We start from the raw sequence: 20,565 nt of genomic DNA on the forward strand, positions 1-20,565 counted from the left end.
GTGATTACCAACCGGGGTTTTGAAAGAGGTTACGATTCCGGTATAGTTCATTCTGGGGAATAGGATACAGATAAGCACGGGGCGCATTGAAGCTGATCCTGCCGGCTATAATAGGTGCATATTGATAACTACCACCCGCATCCCGCGTGATCTTACTGCCACGCAGGTCTTTGTTTAAGACACTGGCCGCCGTCTTCCACCGCCGCAGATCCCAGTAACGGTGCTCTTCAAAACACAACTCCACCCGCCGCTCATTACGTATCATCGCCCTGAACTCCTCCTGGCTGATATTGCCAGGTACCGCCGGTAATCCACCTCTGGCCCTGATCTGCGTAACCGCATCCCGGGCTGCCGATGTAGGCCCGTCCGCTTCATTCGTCGCCTCCGCAAAATTCAACAGGATCTCCGCATACCTGATCAACGGAAAATTATGAGACTGGGAACCTACAGAAGCGGCTTCCTCTGCCTTATAACAGAACTTCTTTAGATAATAACCGGTCTTCGTCTGTACCAAGTTGCCGCCTGGCTTATCCAGGCCGCCCTCAAATGTTTCCACATTTCTCTTGAACCAGCGTGCACCGTTGTATAGGAACACCATGGCAAATCGGTTGTCACGGTTACTGGCAGGATTGTTAGGGTTATAACCGGAGGTAGGATCTGTAATAGGTTTGTTGTTTTTCATCAGGAACGCTTCCGCGAGATCCTGCGTAGGACTGGTATACCCACGGAATCCATAGAGCGTAAACCCAACTGGGCCGTTATTGGTCTCCACATCCGTACTGTTACCACGCATATATGCCAGGATGATCTCCTTATGACGCCGCGTCACGAAAATATTCACATAGTTGGCACTGGACTCCAATCCGTAAATGCCCGTTTTAATAACAGCATCCGCCGCTTGTGCCGCCTTCCTCCATCGCTCTGCATCATAAGTGGCATAACCGGCTATCTGCCGCTCCGCAGCATTACTGCCAATATTACCGCCGTTAAAAAGCGCACTGGCAGCATACAAGAGTACCCTGGACTTAAGCGCCAGTACCACCGCCTGACTACTGCGTCCCCATTCCGCATCCGGTACCGGGTCCGGTCGGGATGCTGCCCGGATATCATCCAGCTCACTAACGATGTAATTGATACATTCCTCAAATGAATTACGTTTGTAAGAAAGGTCATCCGCCAGCGTAGGTACCTTATCGCCCATCAAAGGCACGCCCCCATAACGTTTCACCAACTCAAAGTAAAAATAGGCACGAAGAAAACGAGCCTCCATCTTCCAGTAAGTAAGCACGTCCTTCGGCTTGGGCACACGGTCTATCTTCGATAAAAAGATGTTTACCTTACGGATACCTCCGTAATGACGACTCCACACATCCTCCGGGTTCATAAATGGATCTACACGCCCGAATATCAGGTGCTCAATAGTGCTGCCGTTCTGGGAAGGCACCGCATCATCCGTAGCAGCATCCAGCATAGAGTTGCTGATACGGTTAAAACCAGTGGGGAGATTGGCATAGATATCTGTCAGGAATTGCTCCGCATAGTTGCCGTTCTGGTCGATAGGATCAAAGATGTAATCCTCATCCAGGTTCTCCAGCGGCCCTTCTTCTACGTCCTTCTTGCAACTGGCCCAGAAAAGCACGGAAAGCAATGGCAATAATATGATCAGTCTTTTCATAGGGATTAGAATTTAATGTTTAAACCTGCCATAAATGCTTGCTGTATAGGATAATTGCCATATAGGTTCTCCGGGTCAACTTCCTTGATAGCACTGTGCGTGAACAGGTTCGTTCCGTTTACGAATACACGAAGCGACGATATACGCACCCGCCGGATTAGGTTACTGCTAAGCGTATATCCCAATTCCGCATTCTTCAACCGCCAGTAACTGGTCTTACGCATCCAGTAGTCCGATACCCGGTCATTATTAAAATTGCTACCTACTGAAAGCCGGGGATAGCTAGCCGTAGCAGCCGTCTCCGGTGTCCATCTGTCCAGGTGGTTCACCCACGCATTTCCCCTGCCTTCATTATCAAATTCTTTAAGCTGGAATAAAGAATACCGGTTACCGGTTCCTTGCACGAGTATATTACAGTCAAAACCCTTCCAGGAAAAACCAGCGTTAATGCCAAAGAAAATCTGCGCTTTGTCAGGACTGATATTCGTTTGATCAAAGGCATTGATCCGGCCATCCCCATTCAGGTCTTTATACTTGATATCCCCGGGTACAGGATCATAACCGTCCGGCCTGGCACTTCGCGCAATCTCCTCCCTACTCTGGAACAACCCGTCAGATACATACCCGGTTAAAAAAGTATGACTACCCGTTCTCACTAGCCAGGGATAAGGCTTCGATGGCTCATCCTCATATACCAGCCGCTGTTGTATAAAATTGAGATTGCCGCCTATATAGTAGTGGAATTGCGCATGATGATGCTGATAAAAGAGAGAGAATTCCGTACCGTAGATATCTGATTTACCCAGGTTTTCCGTCGGATAAGTAGTGCCCAGAAGTGCCGTAGCATTACCCCGGGTGATCAGCTGATCGTAATACCTGTTCTTATAATACTCCGCCGTAAAGGACAACCTCCCCGAAAGCAGCCGCAAATCCATCCCCAGGTTGAACTTACGGGCCTTCTCCCAGGTAACATAGGGGTTGGCGAGCCGGCCCTCCCGCACACCACTGACACCAGTCGCACTGGCGCCAAAATTATAACCGGTGCCGCCTTCATAATATTGATTGTACACAAAATAGCCTTCGCCCGTACCCGAAAAACGATTACCGTTAAACGCATTACCCACCCAGCCATAACTGCTGCGGAGTTTAAGCTCATCCAGCCAGGAGGCCTGTAGAAACGATTCCCTCGCCAGATTCCAGCCAATACCAAACGCGGGGAACCATCCAAAACGTTTTTGCTTCGGATAGCGGTTGGTGCCATTGTATCCCATAGCCAATTCAAACAGGTATTTCTCTCGATAGTTATACGCCACTCTGCCGGCGGTACCCAGAAAGTACTGCGGCAGCTGATTTCCTAAGATGCGGTTATCATTATTCACCGTATACACTACTTGTAAAGCGTGCGGCCCGAACTGCCGGTTATACCCCAGCTGTACATCTGAATAAAGAAAACGTTCCGTAGCGGTAGACGCCGTGGCATTGGTCATATCGCCGTCATTACCATACTTCAGATAGGTCGTATCCCCCGCCGGATTTACACGTAGGGAATACACCGCATTGGTCTTGGTACGCACGATCGCCTCCGTAAAATTTGTATAGAAGGAGAAACTGCCCTTCACCCACAAGCCCTTCACCAGATCACTCAGATCCCCCTTGATAGTAAGATCCGCATTCAGATCACGGGAGTAGAGATTGTAATAACCAGCCATTACCGCACGGCCGTAGATGTTAGTAGGGTAGAAGTTGTTACCACCGAGTGAACCGTCAGGATTCCTGATGGGATAAGCATTATTCGGCGTATTGAAGATAGCGGTCATGATGTCATCCGAAAAACCGCCTGGCTCATTGTTGTTCTGTATGCGCCCCATCACGTTAAGAGAGGCCGAAATACTGCGATTGATTCTTACATCTACATTCGAACGGAAAATGTAACGTTTCATATCCGCATTCGTATTATACTTATTCATGGACGTAGTCTTGAAAAGACCGGTCTGGTTCGTATAATCCAGATTCACAAAATACCGGGCATTCTCTCGCCCGCCTGAAATAGCCAGGTCATAACGTTGAAAAGGAGCACTGTTCTTCAACACTTCCTTCCGCCAGTCTACATCAGGATGTCCGTACGGATCACTGCCATTCCGGTAAGCATCCAGGTCAGCTGCCGTATAAGCTGCTGGTTTGCCGTCATTGGCAAGTGCCTCGTTATACAATCGCGCATAATCGTAAGCACCAAGCCCGCGGATCATCTTGGTCGACTTTGTAAGACCGGCCGTCGCCGTAAATGACAGCCGCTGTGGCCCTTCTTCACCCTTTCGCGTAGTGATCAGCAAAATGCCGTTGGCCGCCCGCATGCCGTACATCGCAGTGGCCAGCGCATCCTTCAGTAACGTAACCGATGCGATCTGCTCCGGGTTGATACCCACCATATTCCTGGAAGGACTACCGTCTATCATGATCATAGGTGCCTTCCCTCGCAGTATCGCAGAATAAGCTTCATAAGCAGGCTGCCCGTTGGCTTGCGTCACCTGTAGTCCCGGTAACCGCCCCGCCAGCATGCCGTACAGGTTATTCGTATACGTCTTACTGAGCGCTGGCGTTTCAATGGCCGACAACGAAGCCAGCGATACCCGCCTCGCCTGCTGACCATATAACACCTGGTAAAAGGAATCCTGACGGAACAACGCCGCAGAATCATCGGCATTCACCGCTAACCGGGACAATGGTGGCTTGCGTACCTCCGTTACCTTCCCCCGGATAACCGTATCCGCATACAAATGATCAACATAAAAAAAAGAAGAAGAAAGAAGAGGACTCCGCGAAACCGCTCGCGAAGTAAGAACACCTGGCCCCATCCCCAGTATGCCCACGCTCGGCAATAGGAACAGCAACTTTGCGTAACATTTTTTCATCAATGTCAGTTTTTCGTGTGGTAATAGTATAACGTGGCGGACAGCAAACTCCCGCTTGCCACCATTCATAGTCGGCAATGTCAATAACAATCCCGTACCGAAACATAGCCTCGGCTACCGGTCATTGCATAGGGCAGCAATTACTGTTATTACAAGTATTAACTCCTTGTTGGCAGATTAAAACGGATGCCGCATAGGGGAGAACTTTTCATAACTAGGTAAGAAGTACAGCCTTCGCGATATATCAGTTCCTGATAGATACCCTGATCTTGGTTGATAGGAATGCTCCTGTTTTTAAATAATGTCGTCGCTGGTTACTTCGATCAAATATTAGATTGATAAAATACGTGGATAATACAAAATAAAAACGCCTGGCCAATCAATTCCAATGCCTGTCTCTGGTACTACATACTTATTTATTGAACGATAGAAAATACCATCGTCTGCTGGTAACGTGCAAACGATTGCAATCTGAATGTTAAATAAGGGATAAATTCTCGTATTTGCAAATTTATTTTAATAGCAGGCATACAGCAAACAACGATAAACAGGCCGTTTCAATAGAACGGCCCGCTTATAATAGTATCGAAAAATAGTGTTATCTCAAGGCAGCAGGAAAAAAATTATTACTCCCCATTTTCTACCTCGTATTTCAGGATCTTATAATCCACATAAAAAGTACCAAATGGAATAATACAGGCAAGCAATACCTTCCACGTCGTCTCCGTAAACTTCCATCGCTGTACCACCCCGACACTAATAGCTCCGTATATAAATAACAGGAACAATATACCGTGTACCGGCCCCAATGCCTTCACCATAGCAGCATCATGCCAGATATATTTCATCGGCACTGCAACAAATAACAGTAACAACAAAGACATGCCTTCCAGGAAGGCTATAATACGTAAACGCCCCACCTGGGTCTTAACTAAAGAAAACATAAATCCGTCTGTTTAATAGATGAAGTAATTAGAATAATCGCACGAAAGGCCGTTGCGATAGGGGAGAGAATGGCCACGGTATCGCCAGCAGTATGACCACTAGCGCCAGTACATACCAGATAATAATGGTCCTGAACTTTTCCTTATCTACTTTAATACGTTTCGCTTTGGCAGATCCTATCGTTAGCAACACAATACCCAGCAACATCATCGCAATGTGTATATAACGGAAGAAAAAACCGTCATTGATACCACTCTCCATATGCCGCGCTACGATCGATCGTACAATCGGACTGATCACATACAATCCCATCCCCAATACCAACTGTATATGCGCAACCGTGGCCGTCCAGTGACGAACAGCATTGTCCGACGCCGTAAACGAACGCTCACCTATATATCCCCTGAAAGCGCGGATAATACTGTACAACAGAAAAAAAAGCACCAGCCACCGCACAATGCTGTGCAGCGTAAGTAATAACAAATACATAGTATATTAGATTATAAAAGATACCAATTGGTATGTTTTAGGTGAAAAAAATTATGCCAGCGTTTGCAGGTAATTTTTTAACTCCTTCAGATAAGTAGTATAACAGGCCCGCCCAAATACCTTACCCAGGTTACGAATACCCCCATAACCGGCAATGACAAAATGAGCCACTTGTTTGGAATCAACACCAGCACGCACCACTCCACGCACCTTGCCCTGCTCCACACTGGCTTGTATCGCCTTCTGCCACTCCAGTGATAGCTTACTTAACGCCTTGTTAAATTCCGCATTCAAAGGCGACATCTCCTCGATCAGATTGATCGCCGGACATCCAAATGCCACATCAAAATGCTGCTCGTCCTTCAGCAACGTCTCCATCATCTTATAAAGGTCAGTAATAGGAGCAGCCGATTGTATCAACGGCTTGATCATCACCTCGCGCATACCGGGATACATCACGTCGTTGATCATCGCCAATCCCATATCATCCTTCGAAGAAAAATGATAGTAAAAAGCGCCCTTCGTCACCTTCGTGTTCGCAATGATATCGTCTACACTCGTAGACTGATACCCATTACGGTACACCAACTCCAATGCTTTAGATAAGATGGTTAAACGCGTCTGATCCGCTTTAGACATAAAAAATACTATTTGGTATGTTTTGCAAAAGTAAATATTTATCAATCGCCTGGAACATATACCGCAAATATTTCTATTTCATGACAATACCTGCTGACATACGATCACATGAAGAAATAATTAATAAACCCCTGCCTCTTGTTAGTACTTCGGAAATACAATAAATTACTGCTCCTAAAACAAATACTATGGCTGCAGTAAACCCCTACCTCACTTTTAAAGACAATTGCGAAGAAGCATTCAACTTCTACAAATCCGTATTCGGAACAGAATTTATCACCTTCGCAAAATTCAAAGACATGCCTCCCACAGATGGTACACCTCCGCCAGGAGATGGCGTAATGCATGTCGCCTTACCAGTAGGCGAAGGCACCGTTATCATGGGGAGTGATGCCCCCGGAGGTTATGGCAATGCCCTGATCGTAGGCAACAACTTCTCTATCTCTATCAACACAGAGAGTAGGGAAGAAGCCACCCGTATCTTCGAAGGCCTCTCTGCCGGTGGACAGGTAACCATGCCGCTTGATGAGACTTTCTGGGGCGCCTTCTTCGGTATGTTCACCGACAAATTTGGTATCCAATGGATGGTAAACCACGATATCAATAAACAGTAACAAAAAGAATAAGGATAAAAAAAGGCGGTCCGCACAGACCGCCTTTTTTATCCTTATATCGCCTTATTTCGCCATCGGCCACTACGCAAGTACCAGATACACATCAATAATATTATAGCCCAGTAAACAAAGTCCGACAACCAGGCAATATATAGCGGACTATGCATACGCTCTACCACAACAGTACAATACAACAGGTAACCCAACACCGCTGCAAACTCTATCAACAGGTTCACTTTAGTATTACCTGTTCCCGTCACCCCGTTAAATACAATGGCAGATACCGCCATCAGCAAGGTACTGAGTGTTACCACCCGCATAGAAGGCACCGCTTCCTGTATCAGCGTGGCATCATTGGTATAAATATGTAAGATCCCTTCCGGAAACAGGTTCAGCAACAAACAAACCACCACGCCGCAACCGGCACTGATCAACACCACCTTCCGGATCGCCATAAACACCTGGTCCTCCTTACCCTGCCCGATAATATTACTCACCAGCGTATTACACGCCGCCGCACATGCCCAGACAAAAATACCGAAGAACCCAAACACACTCCGTAGCATGTTGGAAATAGCCAGCGGCCGGTTACCCAGGTGCTCAATGAAAATGAAAAACACAAACCAGCTGCCAATGCTGAAAAGGAACTGTACGATCAATGGCGCCGATACCGATAGTATATGTTTGATCACCTCCAGGTTCGGCTTCAGGTAGGAGAACAAGCGGAAACGACGGTGAAACCCGTTGATTAGGATGATCAGGTAAGCAACCACCATCCCCGTCCCCTCCGCAGCAATAGAAGCATACGCCGCGCCGTTAAGCCCCAGCGCCGGCATCCCCATCTTACCGAAGATCAAAGAGTAATCCAGGAAGATATTCGTAAACTCCTGGCACAAAGACGTGATCACCAACACCTTCGTATGACCACTCCCTATATAAAAGGCATTGGCCATCCCCAACAACATCAGCAACGGTAACCCCCAGATACGGATCCGGATAAAGGATAATGCTGCCTCGTATATATGCGGATCATGAAGACTCTTCGAAAAGAAATAAGGTGCCATCACCAACGTGAACACAATAGCTAACAACGAAAACAGGACCCCCAATATCATCCCGTTGGAAAACAACTGCCCGATCCCATAATAGTTCAGCTGACCCGAACGCCGGGCAATCAACACCTGCATGCCATTGTTCAGTCCATAGGCAATCATATACATCACCAGGTAATAAATACCGGCAATACCGTTGGCGGCCAACTCAAACTCCCCCAATCGTCCTACAAACGCAATATTAGTCATATGATTGATCTGGGGCACTATCAAGGCCAGACATATAGGCGCAGCAATTTGAATGATCTGCCGATTCGTAACTTCCAGTTGCATAACTGCAAAGGTGCAAAAACAAAATCGCTTCCGCCGGCACCGTTACACGAATTCTATATAAACCAGACAAGTGCCATTGATCCGCCGAAAATTACCTATTATTGTAGCTGGTAATTTATAATAGTACACTATGCCCGTAGCTTACAATATAAATCCTGTATATACGGTAGACGATGAATCGCTGCTGGAAACCGACCTGACCACCTGCCACCTCCTGGTACTGGTAGGAAACGGAACCTTCAGCTATGTGGTGTATGATCCCGCCGCTGAAAAATGCCTGGCCCTCAAATCATACCAATTCCAGCCCCGGCAAACCACCGCCGACCTGGAAATGATAGAACAGGTGTTTGACGCCGATAAATTGCTATTCACCGCCTTCCGGTCCGTCTTGATAGGCTACGATACAGCCAGTAGCACCCTGGTGCCAGACACACATTACGATCCCCAGCTCAAAAAAGACTACCTGCACATCGCCTATCGCGAAAAAATGCAGGAAGCCGTACTCGCAGATACCCTGCCCGAACTATCCCTCGTCAACGTATACGCAGTGGATAAAGACCTGCTGGGGTACCTCCGTAAAGAGTTCTCCACCGATCGCATGTTACATGCAAACACCGCACTGCTGAAAGCATACCCGTACGACTTCGACTTCCGCAACAGCGAAGGCATCGCCTTCATGGAAGTACAACAACAACGGCTCACACTCACCGTATACACTTCCGGACGACTACTGAGCCAACAATCCCTCAACTTCCAAAGCGGACTCGATGCCGTATACCACCTCGTCAATACCCTCAGACAACTGGGCCTCGACGAACAACAGGTAAAAGTAAAACTGGGTGGCGCCGTTACCACCGACTCCCAGATATACCAGGAACTCTACAAATTCCTGCCTAAACTAGAATGGATGCAACGACTACCAGGTCTCCAGTATATCACCAAAATGCAGGAAATACCAGGATACTATTTTCATAATCTTTATGCACTGGCCTTATGCGTATAATAGGAGGCGAATATGGAGGGAGAAGGTTCCAGCCGCCGGCAAACATGCCACACACCAGACCCACAACAGACATCGCCAAAGGGGGACTGTTCAATATCATAGAGAATAACCTGGACGTACCGTCCCTCAAAACACTCGATATCTTCGGCGGAACCGGTAGCATCAGCTACGAACTGGCCTCCCGCGGCGCCAAAGACCAAACCATCGTAGAAAAAGATCCAGCCATGGCCGACTATATCAAAAAGACAGCCGCCTCTCTCGATATACACCACCTCCAGCTCTTCCGCATGGACGTGTTCAAATTCCTGGAACAATGCACCGATAAGTTCGACTTCATCTTCGCAGGTCCCCCTTATGCATTGACCACCATCGACGAACTACCCAAAATCATATTCGAACGGGAACTACTCAATCCCGAAGGCTGGTTCGTACTCGAACACACTCCCAGGAACAACTATCAGGGGTATTCCTATTACCGCTCAGAACGCAACTACGGTACCACCATCTTCTCTATCTTTATCAACAGAGAAGAACTGAAAAAATAATTTGTAGCTACATCAAATCCAATATCACTGGTATGTCGCGCATTTGTCTATTCCCGGGTACTTTCGATCCCATCACATTGGGCCACACGGATGTCATCGACCGCGCCCTCGACCTGTTCGATCAACTGGTCGTTGGCATCGGCGTCAACTCCAGCAAAACCCCCATGTATACCGTCGAACAACGTACCGCCTGGATACAGGAAATATATAAAGATGATCCTAGAATAAAAGTGACCACCTACAAAGGTCTCACCATCGATTTCTGCCGCCACCTGAATGCCCGCTTCATACTCAGAGGCATCCGCTCCATCGGCGACTTCGAATACGAAAAAGCTATCGCCGACGTCAACCGCACCATGGCGCCCGACATCGAAACAATCTTCCTGAGCTGCTCACCCGCGTACGCTTCCATAGCGTCCACCCTCGTTAGAGATATCGTTCGCTACAATGGCGACGTCTCCAGACTGGTACCAGCTCCCGTACTCAAGACCATTACCACACCATTGCAATAATATTTTCGCTTAGCATAAAACAGCTGTATGAAACCTATCTGGCATTCCTTAAACGTTTCCCTCGAACACCTGAACGAAAGATTCTATGGAACCCTCGGCGAACACCTCGGCATGGAGTTCACAGAGATCGGCCCCGATTACCTGAGGATCATGATGCCCGTAGATAATCGCACCAAACAACCATATGGACTACTCCACGGCGGCGCATCCGCCGCACTGGCTGAAACCGTCGGCAGCATCGCCTCCGCATTGGTCATCGATCCGGAAAAAAGAATATGCGTCGGCATGGAGATCAATGCCAACCACGTCAGAGGCGTAAAAGAAGGATACGTACACGCCACCGCCCGACCCCTCCACCTGGGCGCCACCACCCACGTATGGGACATCCGCATCACAGACGATCACCACAAATTGATCTGCGTAAGCCGACTCACCATGGCCATCCTCGAGAAGAAATAAACAGGAAAGAAAATAAGGGAAAATAGTTAACCATGTCTGAACCACAGATCTCACACCCTTTCTGGGGAAACATCATAGATACCCGGGGACAAGGATATACAGGAGAATCCGTCTTCCAACATCCCTTCTTCCTCGATCAACCATTTTCAATAGGCCTCGGAGATCATAATATACAATATACCCCTAAAGAACAACAGGAAAACCCCTCCCTGAAGTATAAACCCCTGGAAGAAATATTCGGACCACAATTAACCTGGCTCGACGAATTCGCCGATACCTATAAAGACTTCATAGATAATATCGACGCCTATCTCCATACCTTCCGCCTGGCATCCTTCGGCTTCTATAAAGAATACCTCGCCGAGCAATACGATGGAGAACAACCCATCGACACCGTCGCTGCACATGACGAACACCTCCGGTACCTGGCAGGTATCAACATTTACACAGGGCGATCCATCACCCTACTCCTCTATTACGACCTGCTCAATGCCCCCATCCATTTCGTCGAATTCACCAACGGAAAACTCGACAATATCCATGGAGAGGCCATTAAACCGGAATGGCTCAATGATATAACATAACTATAGCACGTAACCTTCCCGCTTAAACACATCAATGATATTCTGGTAAGAATAAGAAAGATATTTTCCCAGGTTCTCCGGACGGATCCACTGTATATCCATAATATCCTCCTCGATCTGCGGAACCGTCAGCTCCGTACCGGTAAACTTCATTTTATACCAGTAAGTATGCTTCAATACCTTCTGCTTTTTCATAGGGTAATAGTGAAAGGTCTCCGTGATCTTATGCTCCAGCTGTATACTGTGCAATCCTGTCTCCTCGGCTACCTCCCGCACCGCACAGGTCTCCAGGCTCTCCCCCTCATCCTGCTTGCCCTTCGGCAAATCCCACTTGCCACGACGGAACATCAGCAATATCTCACCGGCAGGGTTCGTGATCAACCCACCCCCGGCCACCAACACCGTAAAATGCTGCTGTATATTACGCAATAACTCCTCAATGTCCGGATGTATAAAGATCGCCGCCTTCAGTTGCCCTTCCTCCAAAGACCGCAACGTCTCCCGGATCGTAATGTCATCAGGAGAAGTAAATAACATGGCATCCGCATATTGGGCGGGAATATATTGGTGAGTGGCGCTTAGCACCAACGGACGCTCATTTAGATATATGGTAGTAACGGTTTCCATGCGACAAAAATAAAGAATTCCCTATTTTTGCGCACTATGAGTAATATCAGCGAAAAACAGGTAGCAGAAAGACTATTACAGGTGCAGGCCATCAAATTAAGCCCTGCTCAACCGTTTACATGGGCCTCCGGCTGGAAGTCGCCTATCTATTGCGATAACCGTAAGTTGTTATCCTATCCTTACGTACGCGACTATATCAAGTCCGAACTGTGCAACGTCGTTTTTGAAACCTTCCCCGATGCTGCCGTGATCGCTGGCGTAGCCACTGCCGGTATCCCGCATGGCGCATTGGTAGCTGATCAGCTCAAACTGCCCTTCATCTATGTCCGCTCCAAACCAAAAGAACATGGCATGGGCAACCAGATCGAAGGCGTACTCCAACCTGGACAACCCGTCGTAGTAGTGGAAGACCTCATCTCCACCGGCAAAAGCAGCCTCGAAGCAGTCAATGCCATCCGCGCCGCAGGAGGCAACGTGATCGGCCTGGTGTCTATCTTTAACTATGGTTTCGATATCGCCGTAAAAGCCTTCGAAGATGCCGGCGTACCATTCCACTCCCTCAGCAACTATAACGCCCTCATCGCACTGGCTGCCGAAAAAGGAACCGTCTCCGGAGAAGAAATCGAAACCCTCCAATCCTGGAGAACAGCACCAGACCAATGGGGCAAATAGCCATATAATAGCTTAATGACCTTTGTCCTTTTTTATATATATTAGCAGTGTAAATTAACAACTATGCGTATCCTCAAGTTAATGTTAGTGCTGTTCTTTACCGGCATCGGTGTTACCATGGCTCAGGTAAAACAGAAAGGTAACCTGGTAACTGCCAAGATCAGTACCCCTACCGTTCAGTGCGAAAGCTGTAAAAACCGCATAGAACGCTACCTCCAACGTGAAGAAGGTGTAGCCGACTCCAAAGTCGACTTCAAAAAAGGAATCACCACCGTAAAATTCTATGCCGATCGTACCAACCTGGAAAACGTTAAAACCGCCATCGCCAATGTCGGATACGACGCAGATAACGTAACGGCCAACCCGGAATCTTACGAGAAATTACCCACTTGCTGCAAAAAACCTGAAGATGGCGGCGGAATGGATAAAAAGAAAAAACCTTAACAACACCTCCGGCAAAATATTCAAAAAGCGTAGTACCTCGGTACTGCGCTTTTTTTATACCCCCAAACTGACGCCCACATACAAATAATCCCGATCTTTAAGCATTAAACTTAATAGCCATGAATAAGGATTGCAGGAAGGAACATGATTTTCTGGGAGAACGTGAGATCGCCAATACCGTCTACTACGGTATCCAAACACTACGTGCCATCGAAAACTTTCATATCACCGGTATTCCCATCTCCAAAGAACCCCTCTTCATCCAGGGACTGGGATACGTGAAAAAAGCCGCCGCTCTGGCCAACCGCGACTGCGGAGTACTCGACCAAAAACTGGCAGATGCCATCATCTACGCCAGCAACAAACTGATCAACGGAGAATATGTCGACCAGTTCCCTACCGATATGATACAGGGCGGCGCCGGTACCTCCGTCAATATGAACGCCAACGAAGTCATCGCCAATATCGGCCTCGAATACATGGGATACCAGAAAGGGCAATACGACCACCTGCATCCCAATAACCACGTCAATTGCTCACAAAGCACCAATGATGCCTATCCCACCGCCTTCCGGATAGCCCTCTATAATAAAATGCAACACTTCATCAAGGCCCTCGAAACCTTACAAAAGGCATTTTACCATAAAGGCCAGGAATTCGCCCGCGTACTCAAAATGGGCCGCACCCAGCTGCAAGACGCCGTACCCATGAGCCTCGGAGAAGAATTCAATGGCTTCTCCACCACCATCAAGGAAGACATCCAGCGCATCAAAGAAGCACAGGCCCTCATCACAGAAGTGAACATGGGTGCCACCGCCATCGGCACCATGATCAACGCCCCCGAAGGATACCCGGTCAAAGTCACCCAATACCTCCGCGAAGTCACCGGCATCCCCATCGTACTCTCCGAAGACCTGATCGAAGCCACCTCCGATACCGGCGCCTACGTACAGCTCTCCGGTACCCTCAAACGATGCGCCATCAAAATATCCAAGATATGTAACGACCTCCGCCTCCTTTCCTCCGGCCCCCGCGCCGGCCTCAACGAGATCAACCTGCCTAAACTGCAACCTGGCTCTTCCATTATGCCGGGTAAAGTCAACCCCGTGATCCCAGAAGTAGTCAACCAAACCGCCTACTATGTCATAGGAGCAGACGTCACCATCACCATGGCCGCCGAAGCAGGACAACTACAACTCAACGTCATGGAGCCAGTCATCGCCTTCAGCCTGTTTACCATGCTCGGATACCTGGAAAATGCCTGCTATACCCTCCAAAGCAAATGCGTAGATGGTATCACCGCCAACGAAGACGTATGCCGCAACCTGGTCATGAACAGCATAGGCATCGTTACCTCCCTCAACCCCATCCTGGGGTATGAGATCTGCGCCAGCGTCGCCAAAGAAGCCCTCCAAACCGGCAAATCCGTTCACGATATCGTCGTACTGGAACGCCAACTCATCACACAGGAAAAATGGGACGAAGTATATTCCTTCGAGAATATGATCAATCCCAAATTCATCAATAACTAACAAATCAATTATACCCACACCGGGACAAAAAAAAGGCTGATGAGCAGATCATCAGCCTTTTTTGTATACCTCAAGTCCACCTTTCCTGTATCTTGGGTATAACATTCATATACCTCAGGTCCACCTTTTGTATACCTTAGGTATAGCATTCGTATATCTCAAGTCCACCTTTCCTGTACCTTAGGTATAACATTCGTATACCCAAAATCTATCTTCAGAGCACTTCATAGCGAACCCTGTCTTATCCCCCCGGTATAAAAAATGCCCACCGGAACGGCAGGCATTTTACGTATATAATATGGTAAAACGAGACCTAAAAGAACTTCAACGCCTGACGGGTCTCACACTTAATCGGGAAAGGTAGATAAACACCTCCCTTACCGACCTTACAATTACCGGTGGCCTTAATGGTCACCTCCTTGTTGGAAAATGCACTCAACGCATTCTTGAACACATTTTCCATATTTACCTCCAGCTTCACCGGAAAATAAAAGGTATCCCTGGCCGGAATACGGATCATCGTATCCTGTATCGAATGACCCACCTGGGTGTCGTCAAAGAAAAGATCAAAAGAAGCATCCTTCAGCTGCAAATTGAAATTATTCGGATTGTAGTAAGCCAGCGTCAGCGATACCGTGCTCTTGCTAAAGCCGAGCTCGCCTAAGCTGAATCCCGCAACCCGGACAAACTGCAGATCCTTCATCTTTTCACACGAACTGATCATACCCCAGGTGATCAACACTAATAATATCAAGCGGAAATTTCTCATAAAATTGACCGGACTTTTTATTTATCAAACCTACAACTTTTGCATAAAATCCTCTTTTTAAAATTATATATTGCAGAGACTGTACTGACAACATTACAGGCAATCCCAAAGAGTAGGAGCGTAGTAAAGACTAAACTTTCAGACGTCAAAGAAAATTTGCACCTTTGCAAAAGCAAAAGGATCATGTGATACTTAACATTTCTCTTTAAGTGGAAAAACAGGAAGAACAGCTAAAAATCCTGCTAAATTCTTTAGTATTTTATTCCCCATCCAATTACAACCCCTTCAATAACAAATACTAAAGAAAATAGCATATTTCTTTTCTTTCTATGCTCTGTATTACAATTACTTACAATTAATTGTTAAGAGAACATTTATAATTAGTTCATCACTCGGAACTACCCGTTTTTAACCCGGCTGATAACAAGATAGAAATTATGGAGGAACAACTGATTAAGAAGACGTTACTTATTGAAAGTCAATACTTTCCGAGTATTTATTTTTATAAAACTTTAATAAATAGCGACATATTACTGCTCGAAAAATATGAACACTACCAAAAACTCAGCTATCGCAATCGTTGTTACATAGCTGGCCCAAATGGCGGCATCCTTCTAAGCGTTCCCCTCCTCAAAGGAAAAAATCAACGCACCGTCATGAAAGATGTCAAAATTAGTAATGAGGAAAAATGGCAGTCCCTCCACTGGAAAACACTCGTGTCCGCTTACAGACGCTCCCCTTGGTTCGAATACTTCGAAGATGAACTGCAGCACCTCTACGAAAGACCGTTCGAATACCTCCTAGATTGGAACATCGCCTGCCTCGAATGGACACATGGCGCCCTCGGATACGACATACCCGTCGAATTCACACAAACATTTGAAAAAGAATATAATATACCCGGTGTCACCGATAAAAGAGACCAAATGCGTCCCGCACAACTCCCGGAACAGATCACCCTCCCCGAATACACGCAGGTATTCCAGGATAGAACCGGCTTCCTCCCTAACATGAGCATCTTGGACCTCCTGTTCTGCGAAGGAAAACATAGCCTCGACCTGTTGAAAGATTGAAATTTTATTGATAAACAGTCGTACACAAGGTATTGACTAATAAAATATACTATATATTTGCGCCCTGTTGTGAAAAAACGGGAAAATTTTTCCAGCCGCAATAGGACAAAATAATTAGCTTTGCAACCAATTTTGCTGGGTTTCGAACTGACGTAGGATGTTGTTTGATCTGCTTAATTATAAGCGACTTCGGTTACCAAATAACCAAAGTATCTGGGAACAGTCCAGAAGTTTTCCAGCGAGGGGAAAGGAGCATTTATCCTGTATTTTAGTTTTTTTTACTAACCTAAAATTCATTTACAGCATTAAATGAACAGCACCTACACAGACCTCGTAAAACAAACCTTTGAATTCCCCCAAGAGGGCTTCACGGTTAATGACAATTACCTGGAATTTAATGGCTTAGACATTAAAGGGCTGATAGACAAATACGGCACCCCCTTCAAATTGACCTACCTCCCCAAAATCGGGAGCCAGATCAATAAAGCCAAAAAAATGTTCCAGGACGCCATTAAAAAGAATAAGTACGATGGCAATTACTATTATTGCTACTGCACAAAAAGCTCGCACTTCTCTTTTATAATGGAAGAAACGCTCAAACATGGCATCCACATCGAGACCTCCTTCGCCTACGATATGGATATCATCGCCAAACTATACGAGCGGAAAAAGATCAGTAAAGATACTTACGTCATCTGCAATGGCTATAAGACCAAATCTTATACCCGCGCCATCGCCAAGATGATCAATAGCGGGTTCAAAAACGTTGTACCCGTGCTCGACAATAAAGAAGAACTGGAGGACTACCAAAAGAACATCCGTTCCAAGGACCCGGTGAAACTCGGCCTGCGCATCGCCGCCGAAGAAGAACCCACCTTCGACTTCTATACCTCCCGGCTGGGTATACGCTCCCGCGATATACTGGAATTCTATGTAGACAAACTGAAGGGCAACAAGAAGTTTGAACTCAAAATGCTCCACTTCTTCATGAATAAAGGTATCAAAGACGATATCTATTACTGGAGCCAGTTCAACCGCGTCCTCAACCTCTACTGCCAACTTAAAAAGATCTGTCCCGAACTGGATAGTATCAACATAGGCGGCGGATTCCCCATCAAACACTCCCTCGGGTTCGATTACGACTATAATTATATAGTAAACGAAATCGTAGCCAACATCAAAAGCGTTTGTAAAAAGAATAAAGTACCCGTACCAGATATCTACACCGAATTCGGATCCTACACCGTAGGCGAAAGCGGCGCCGTGATCTACTCCGTGATCGGCGAAAAAATGCAGAACGATCGCGAAATCTGGTACATGATCGATAGCTCTTTCATCACCACACTCCCGGATACCTGGGGCATAGGCGAAAAATTCCTCATGCTCCCCATCAACAAATGGGAACAGGAATACCAGGAAGTCCATCTCGGAGGCCTCACCTGCGACGGATATGACTTCTATACTTCAGAAGAACATATCAACGCCGTGTTCCTCCCCAAACAAGGCACCGACGGCGAACCCCTCTATATCGGGTTCTTCCACACCGGCGCCTACCAGGACCAGCTCAGCGGATACGGCGGTATCAAACACTGCCTCATCCCGTCCCCTAAACATGTCATCGTCGGCTATGACAAAAACGGACAACTCAAAGACTGGCTCTACGCTAAAGAACAAACTGCGCAAAGCATGTTGAAAATATTGGGTTATTAAAAAAATGGGTTAGTAATCCACCTGAAAGCCCCCTGATTTTTCAGGGGGCTTACTTATTATAATACATCCCCCCAAAAAAAAATCCCCTCCAAAACATCTCCCCCTCCGGAAAAAATAAAAGGCTCCCCCGTATAGAAGAGCCCATTCATGGCATAGGTTGTGATGGATATTCAAAGCATAAGGAAAATAAGATGCTCAACTTTCAAAGCATAAGGATAATAAGACAACGAACATTCCAAAGCATAAGGATAATAGGAGAGAAGTTGTACTAGATCAAAAGCATAAGGACAATAAGACAACGAACATTCCAAAGCATAAGGATAATAGGAGAGAAGATGTACTAGATCAAAAGCATAAGGACAATAGAAAGATGAATTTTTCAAGACCTCAAAGATATCACAGCCTTTTAGCTACAATAACACCTCTTAGTTGTAATTTTTTTAGACTTATCAAGCACCAGATTCTCATCATTAAACTGCGTTATTATCCCTATTTTTAATATATGCAACTCCCATTCTCCTTACCAATACTGGCTATTTATCTCTCCAGCTTTATAGCTCCCCCTGCAATGCCAATACAGTCGCAGGCTGACGAGGAAGCAGCCGTCAAAAGGGCCATCGGACAAATGTTTACAGGCATGCGCAATGGCGACAGCTCCATGGTAAAGGATGTTTTCACCGAAGAGGCCGTTTTGCAATCAATTGCGACCGATGCCGCCGGAAAAACAAAAGTCCGCACCACACCCATTGCTGCGTTCGTCAAAGCCGTCGGAACACCTCACACGGACGTGTGGGACGAACAGATCATTTTCGATAAGATCAGCATCGACGATCAGCTCGCCGCTGTCTGGACGCCCTATAATTTTTACCTGGGAAACAAATTCAGCCATTGTGGAGTCAACTCCTTCCAACTGGCTAAAGTAAATGGGAAATGGAAAATCGTCTATCTCATAGACACCCGTAGAAAAATAAACTGTCTCACACACTAAACAGTATCAGGCTCCTGCAACAAAGGAGAGCCCTGACTCAATATATCAATAGCCGTCTCACACTGACGCGCTATCTCCGAAAAACGCGCATCCAGCAACTCATGATTGCCAGCCATATACTCCGATTGCCCCGACCGCGATAACCCCTTCACTAACAGAAAATGTTTGGTCAGCTGCTGATTCACCAACGAAGAATGCTGCTGCTGCTGATGCAACGCCCGCTGCTGCTCCAGCAACAGGATATTCGCATAGTGACGCCCCAGTATCCGTATCATCAATAAAATATACAACACCATAAATATAGGGTCCAGCCACTCACTGCAAGCAGGATAAACATCATGGAAAAACAAACCCGTAGGCGAAATACCGCTGGCCCGCATATAGGATACCACACACAAATACCCGCACAACAAACTCGTCAATACCAACGTATTACCCAGGCTCGTAGTAATAAAACAAAACAAAATGCTCATCACCCACATCACACTATACATCACCGATATATCCTGCCCGTTAAAATAAGAAGAAAGAATAGCTAACCCCATTGTGCTATATGCCGCCACATACGCCGACGACAACCCCGACATTCCCGTCTGCAATATCCGCATGCCCACCAGTAATACAAACAACAATAACGTCACCAACGCCACATCCGTATAACTGCGAAAATAAAATGCACTGCACAACTCCGGAACCGTAAATAAAATTTGGAAGAAGAGGAAATCAAACACCAGTTTGATCCGGCCCTGGATTCGGGTATCGGGCGTGCGATGCAGAATCCTGCCTATAACTGCACGCTCCGTAGCATCATACACTTTGCTGGCCACCTGTCCAGCCCGGGTGAAGAATAGCAACATATTCGGTTTGAAGGTCAAGGGCAAATTATCATATTAATATAGCTTGCCTGTGGAACGTTTGTGTGAATTATAGGCAAAAAAGCATAAAAAAAGGGCCGCCATCAGGCAGCCCCCATTTTCACTCCATGCAAAGT

General features: G+C 46.8%; 21 protein-coding genes. 12 read left to right on the forward strand and 9 right to left on the reverse strand.

What is annotated here, in order from left to right; all coding sequences use genetic code 11:
* Nucleotides 1–4 precede the first annotated feature (4 nt).
* The 5 genes from KTO58_RS04135 to KTO58_RS04155 all read right to left on the reverse strand — a co-directional run bounded on the left by KTO58_RS04135 (nt 5) and on the right by KTO58_RS04155 (nt 6,657).
* Nucleotides 5–1,675: a RagB/SusD family nutrient uptake outer membrane protein gene (locus tag KTO58_RS04135; RefSeq protein WP_095840605.1), complete on the reverse strand. Its 1,671-nt coding sequence runs from the start codon at nt 1,673–1,675 to the stop codon at nt 5–7.
* Nucleotides 1,676–1,680: 5 nt separating this feature from the next.
* A complete protein-coding gene (locus KTO58_RS04140) occupies nt 1,681–4,584 on the reverse strand; it encodes a SusC/RagA family TonB-linked outer membrane protein (RefSeq protein WP_157753193.1) in 2,904 nt (967 codons plus the stop codon).
* A 626-nt stretch (nt 4,585–5,210) separates the two neighbouring features.
* Entirely contained in the window at nt 5,211–5,528 is a 318-nt protein-coding gene (locus KTO58_RS04145) for a DUF3817 domain-containing protein (protein ID WP_095840603.1), read from the reverse strand.
* Nucleotides 5,529–5,556: 28 nt separating this feature from the next.
* Complete coding sequence (locus tag KTO58_RS04150; RefSeq protein WP_095840602.1) at nt 5,557–6,018, reverse strand: hypothetical protein; 462 nt, start codon at nt 6,016–6,018, stop codon at nt 5,557–5,559.
* Between the two features lie 51 nt (nt 6,019–6,069).
* Entirely contained in the window at nt 6,070–6,657 is a 588-nt protein-coding gene (locus KTO58_RS04155) for a TetR/AcrR family transcriptional regulator (RefSeq protein ID WP_095840601.1), read from the reverse strand.
* 188 nt (nt 6,658–6,845) lie between these two features.
* Between KTO58_RS04155 and KTO58_RS04160 the strand changes: the two genes are divergently transcribed.
* Complete coding sequence (locus tag KTO58_RS04160; protein ID WP_095840600.1) at nt 6,846–7,271, forward strand: VOC family protein; 426 nt, start codon at nt 6,846–6,848, stop codon at nt 7,269–7,271.
* Nucleotides 7,272–7,324: 53 nt separating this feature from the next.
* On the opposite strand, the gene KTO58_RS04165 is transcribed toward KTO58_RS04160, so the two are convergent.
* Entirely contained in the window at nt 7,325–8,656 is a 1,332-nt protein-coding gene (locus KTO58_RS04165) for an MATE family efflux transporter (RefSeq protein ID WP_095840599.1), read from the reverse strand.
* A 130-nt stretch (nt 8,657–8,786) separates the two neighbouring features.
* Between KTO58_RS04165 and KTO58_RS04170 the strand changes: the two genes are divergently transcribed.
* Genes KTO58_RS04170 through KTO58_RS04190 form a run of 5 tightly spaced genes read left to right on the forward strand, consistent with a single transcriptional unit; the run spans nt 8,787 to nt 11,759 of the window.
* Nucleotides 8,787–9,659: a DUF3822 family protein gene (locus KTO58_RS04170; protein WP_095840598.1), complete on the forward strand. Its 873-nt coding sequence runs from the start codon at nt 8,787–8,789 to the stop codon at nt 9,657–9,659.
* Nucleotides 9,650–10,204 (forward strand): RsmD family RNA methyltransferase, encoded by a 555-nt coding sequence (locus tag KTO58_RS04175; protein ID WP_095840597.1) that lies wholly within the window; start codon nt 9,650–9,652, stop codon nt 10,202–10,204. The genes KTO58_RS04170 and KTO58_RS04175 overlap by 10 nt, the downstream gene beginning before the upstream one ends.
* A gap of 32 nt (nt 10,205–10,236) precedes the next feature.
* Nucleotides 10,237–10,716 carry a pantetheine-phosphate adenylyltransferase gene (gene coaD / locus KTO58_RS04180; protein ID WP_095840596.1) on the forward strand — a complete coding sequence of 160 codons (480 nt, stop codon included), beginning with the start codon at nt 10,237–10,239 and terminating at the stop codon, nt 10,714–10,716.
* Nucleotides 10,717–10,743: 27 nt separating this feature from the next.
* Nucleotides 10,744–11,175: a hotdog fold thioesterase gene (locus KTO58_RS04185; RefSeq protein ID WP_095840595.1), complete on the forward strand. Its 432-nt coding sequence runs from the start codon at nt 10,744–10,746 to the stop codon at nt 11,173–11,175.
* 32 nt (nt 11,176–11,207) lie between these two features.
* Entirely contained in the window at nt 11,208–11,759 is a 552-nt protein-coding gene (locus KTO58_RS04190; RefSeq protein WP_095840594.1) for a hypothetical protein, read from the forward strand.
* Here the strand turns inward: KTO58_RS04190 and KTO58_RS04195 are convergent, their stop codons facing one another.
* On the reverse strand, nt 11,760–12,386 hold the full coding sequence (locus KTO58_RS04195) for an NUDIX hydrolase (RefSeq protein ID WP_095840593.1): 627 nt from the start codon (nt 12,384–12,386) through the stop codon (nt 11,760–11,762).
* Nucleotides 12,387–12,422: 36 nt separating this feature from the next.
* On the opposite strand from KTO58_RS04195, the gene pyrE reads away from it, so the two are divergent.
* The 3 genes from pyrE (at nt 12,423) to aspA (ending at nt 15,034) form a co-directional block, all read left to right on the forward strand.
* Complete coding sequence (gene pyrE, locus KTO58_RS04200) at nt 12,423–13,058, forward strand: orotate phosphoribosyltransferase (RefSeq protein ID WP_095840592.1); 636 nt, start codon at nt 12,423–12,425, stop codon at nt 13,056–13,058.
* A 63-nt stretch (nt 13,059–13,121) separates the two neighbouring features.
* Nucleotides 13,122–13,502, forward strand: a complete 381-nt coding sequence (locus KTO58_RS04205; protein ID WP_095840591.1) for a heavy-metal-associated domain-containing protein — start codon at nt 13,122–13,124, stop codon at nt 13,500–13,502.
* A gap of 119 nt (nt 13,503–13,621) precedes the next feature.
* Nucleotides 13,622–15,034 (forward strand): aspartate ammonia-lyase, encoded by a 1,413-nt coding sequence (gene aspA / locus KTO58_RS04210; RefSeq protein WP_095840590.1) that lies wholly within the window; start codon nt 13,622–13,624, stop codon nt 15,032–15,034.
* 313 nt (nt 15,035–15,347) lie between these two features.
* On the opposite strand, the gene KTO58_RS04215 is transcribed toward aspA, so the two are convergent.
* Nucleotides 15,348–15,803, reverse strand: a complete 456-nt coding sequence (locus KTO58_RS04215) for an LEA/WHy family protein (RefSeq protein WP_095840589.1) — start codon at nt 15,801–15,803, stop codon at nt 15,348–15,350.
* A gap of 437 nt (nt 15,804–16,240) precedes the next feature.
* On the opposite strand from KTO58_RS04215, the gene KTO58_RS04220 reads away from it, so the two are divergent.
* The 3 genes from KTO58_RS04220 to KTO58_RS04230 all read left to right on the forward strand — a co-directional run bounded on the left by KTO58_RS04220 (nt 16,241) and on the right by KTO58_RS04230 (nt 19,574).
* Nucleotides 16,241–16,876 (forward strand): WbqC family protein, encoded by a 636-nt coding sequence (locus tag KTO58_RS04220; protein ID WP_095840588.1) that lies wholly within the window; start codon nt 16,241–16,243, stop codon nt 16,874–16,876.
* A 309-nt stretch (nt 16,877–17,185) separates the two neighbouring features.
* Nucleotides 17,186–18,586, forward strand: coding sequence for a type III PLP-dependent enzyme domain-containing protein (locus KTO58_RS04225; protein WP_095840587.1), 1,401 nt, complete (start codon nt 17,186–17,188; stop codon nt 18,584–18,586).
* Between the two features lie 502 nt (nt 18,587–19,088).
* On the forward strand, nt 19,089–19,574 hold the full coding sequence (locus tag KTO58_RS04230) for a nuclear transport factor 2 family protein (protein ID WP_095840586.1): 486 nt from the start codon (nt 19,089–19,091) through the stop codon (nt 19,572–19,574).
* On the opposite strand, the gene KTO58_RS04235 is transcribed toward KTO58_RS04230, so the two are convergent.
* Nucleotides 19,571–20,431 carry a hypothetical protein gene (locus KTO58_RS04235; RefSeq protein ID WP_095840585.1) on the reverse strand — a complete coding sequence of 287 codons (861 nt, stop codon included), beginning with the start codon at nt 20,429–20,431 and terminating at the stop codon, nt 19,571–19,573. The genes KTO58_RS04230 and KTO58_RS04235 overlap by 4 nt on opposite strands.
* Between the last annotated feature and the right edge of the window lie 134 nt (nt 20,432–20,565).

Origin of the sequence: Chitinophaga pendula, assembly GCF_020386615.1 — a bacterium.
Classification (GTDB): domain Bacteria; phylum Bacteroidota; class Bacteroidia; order Chitinophagales; family Chitinophagaceae; genus Chitinophaga; species Chitinophaga pendula.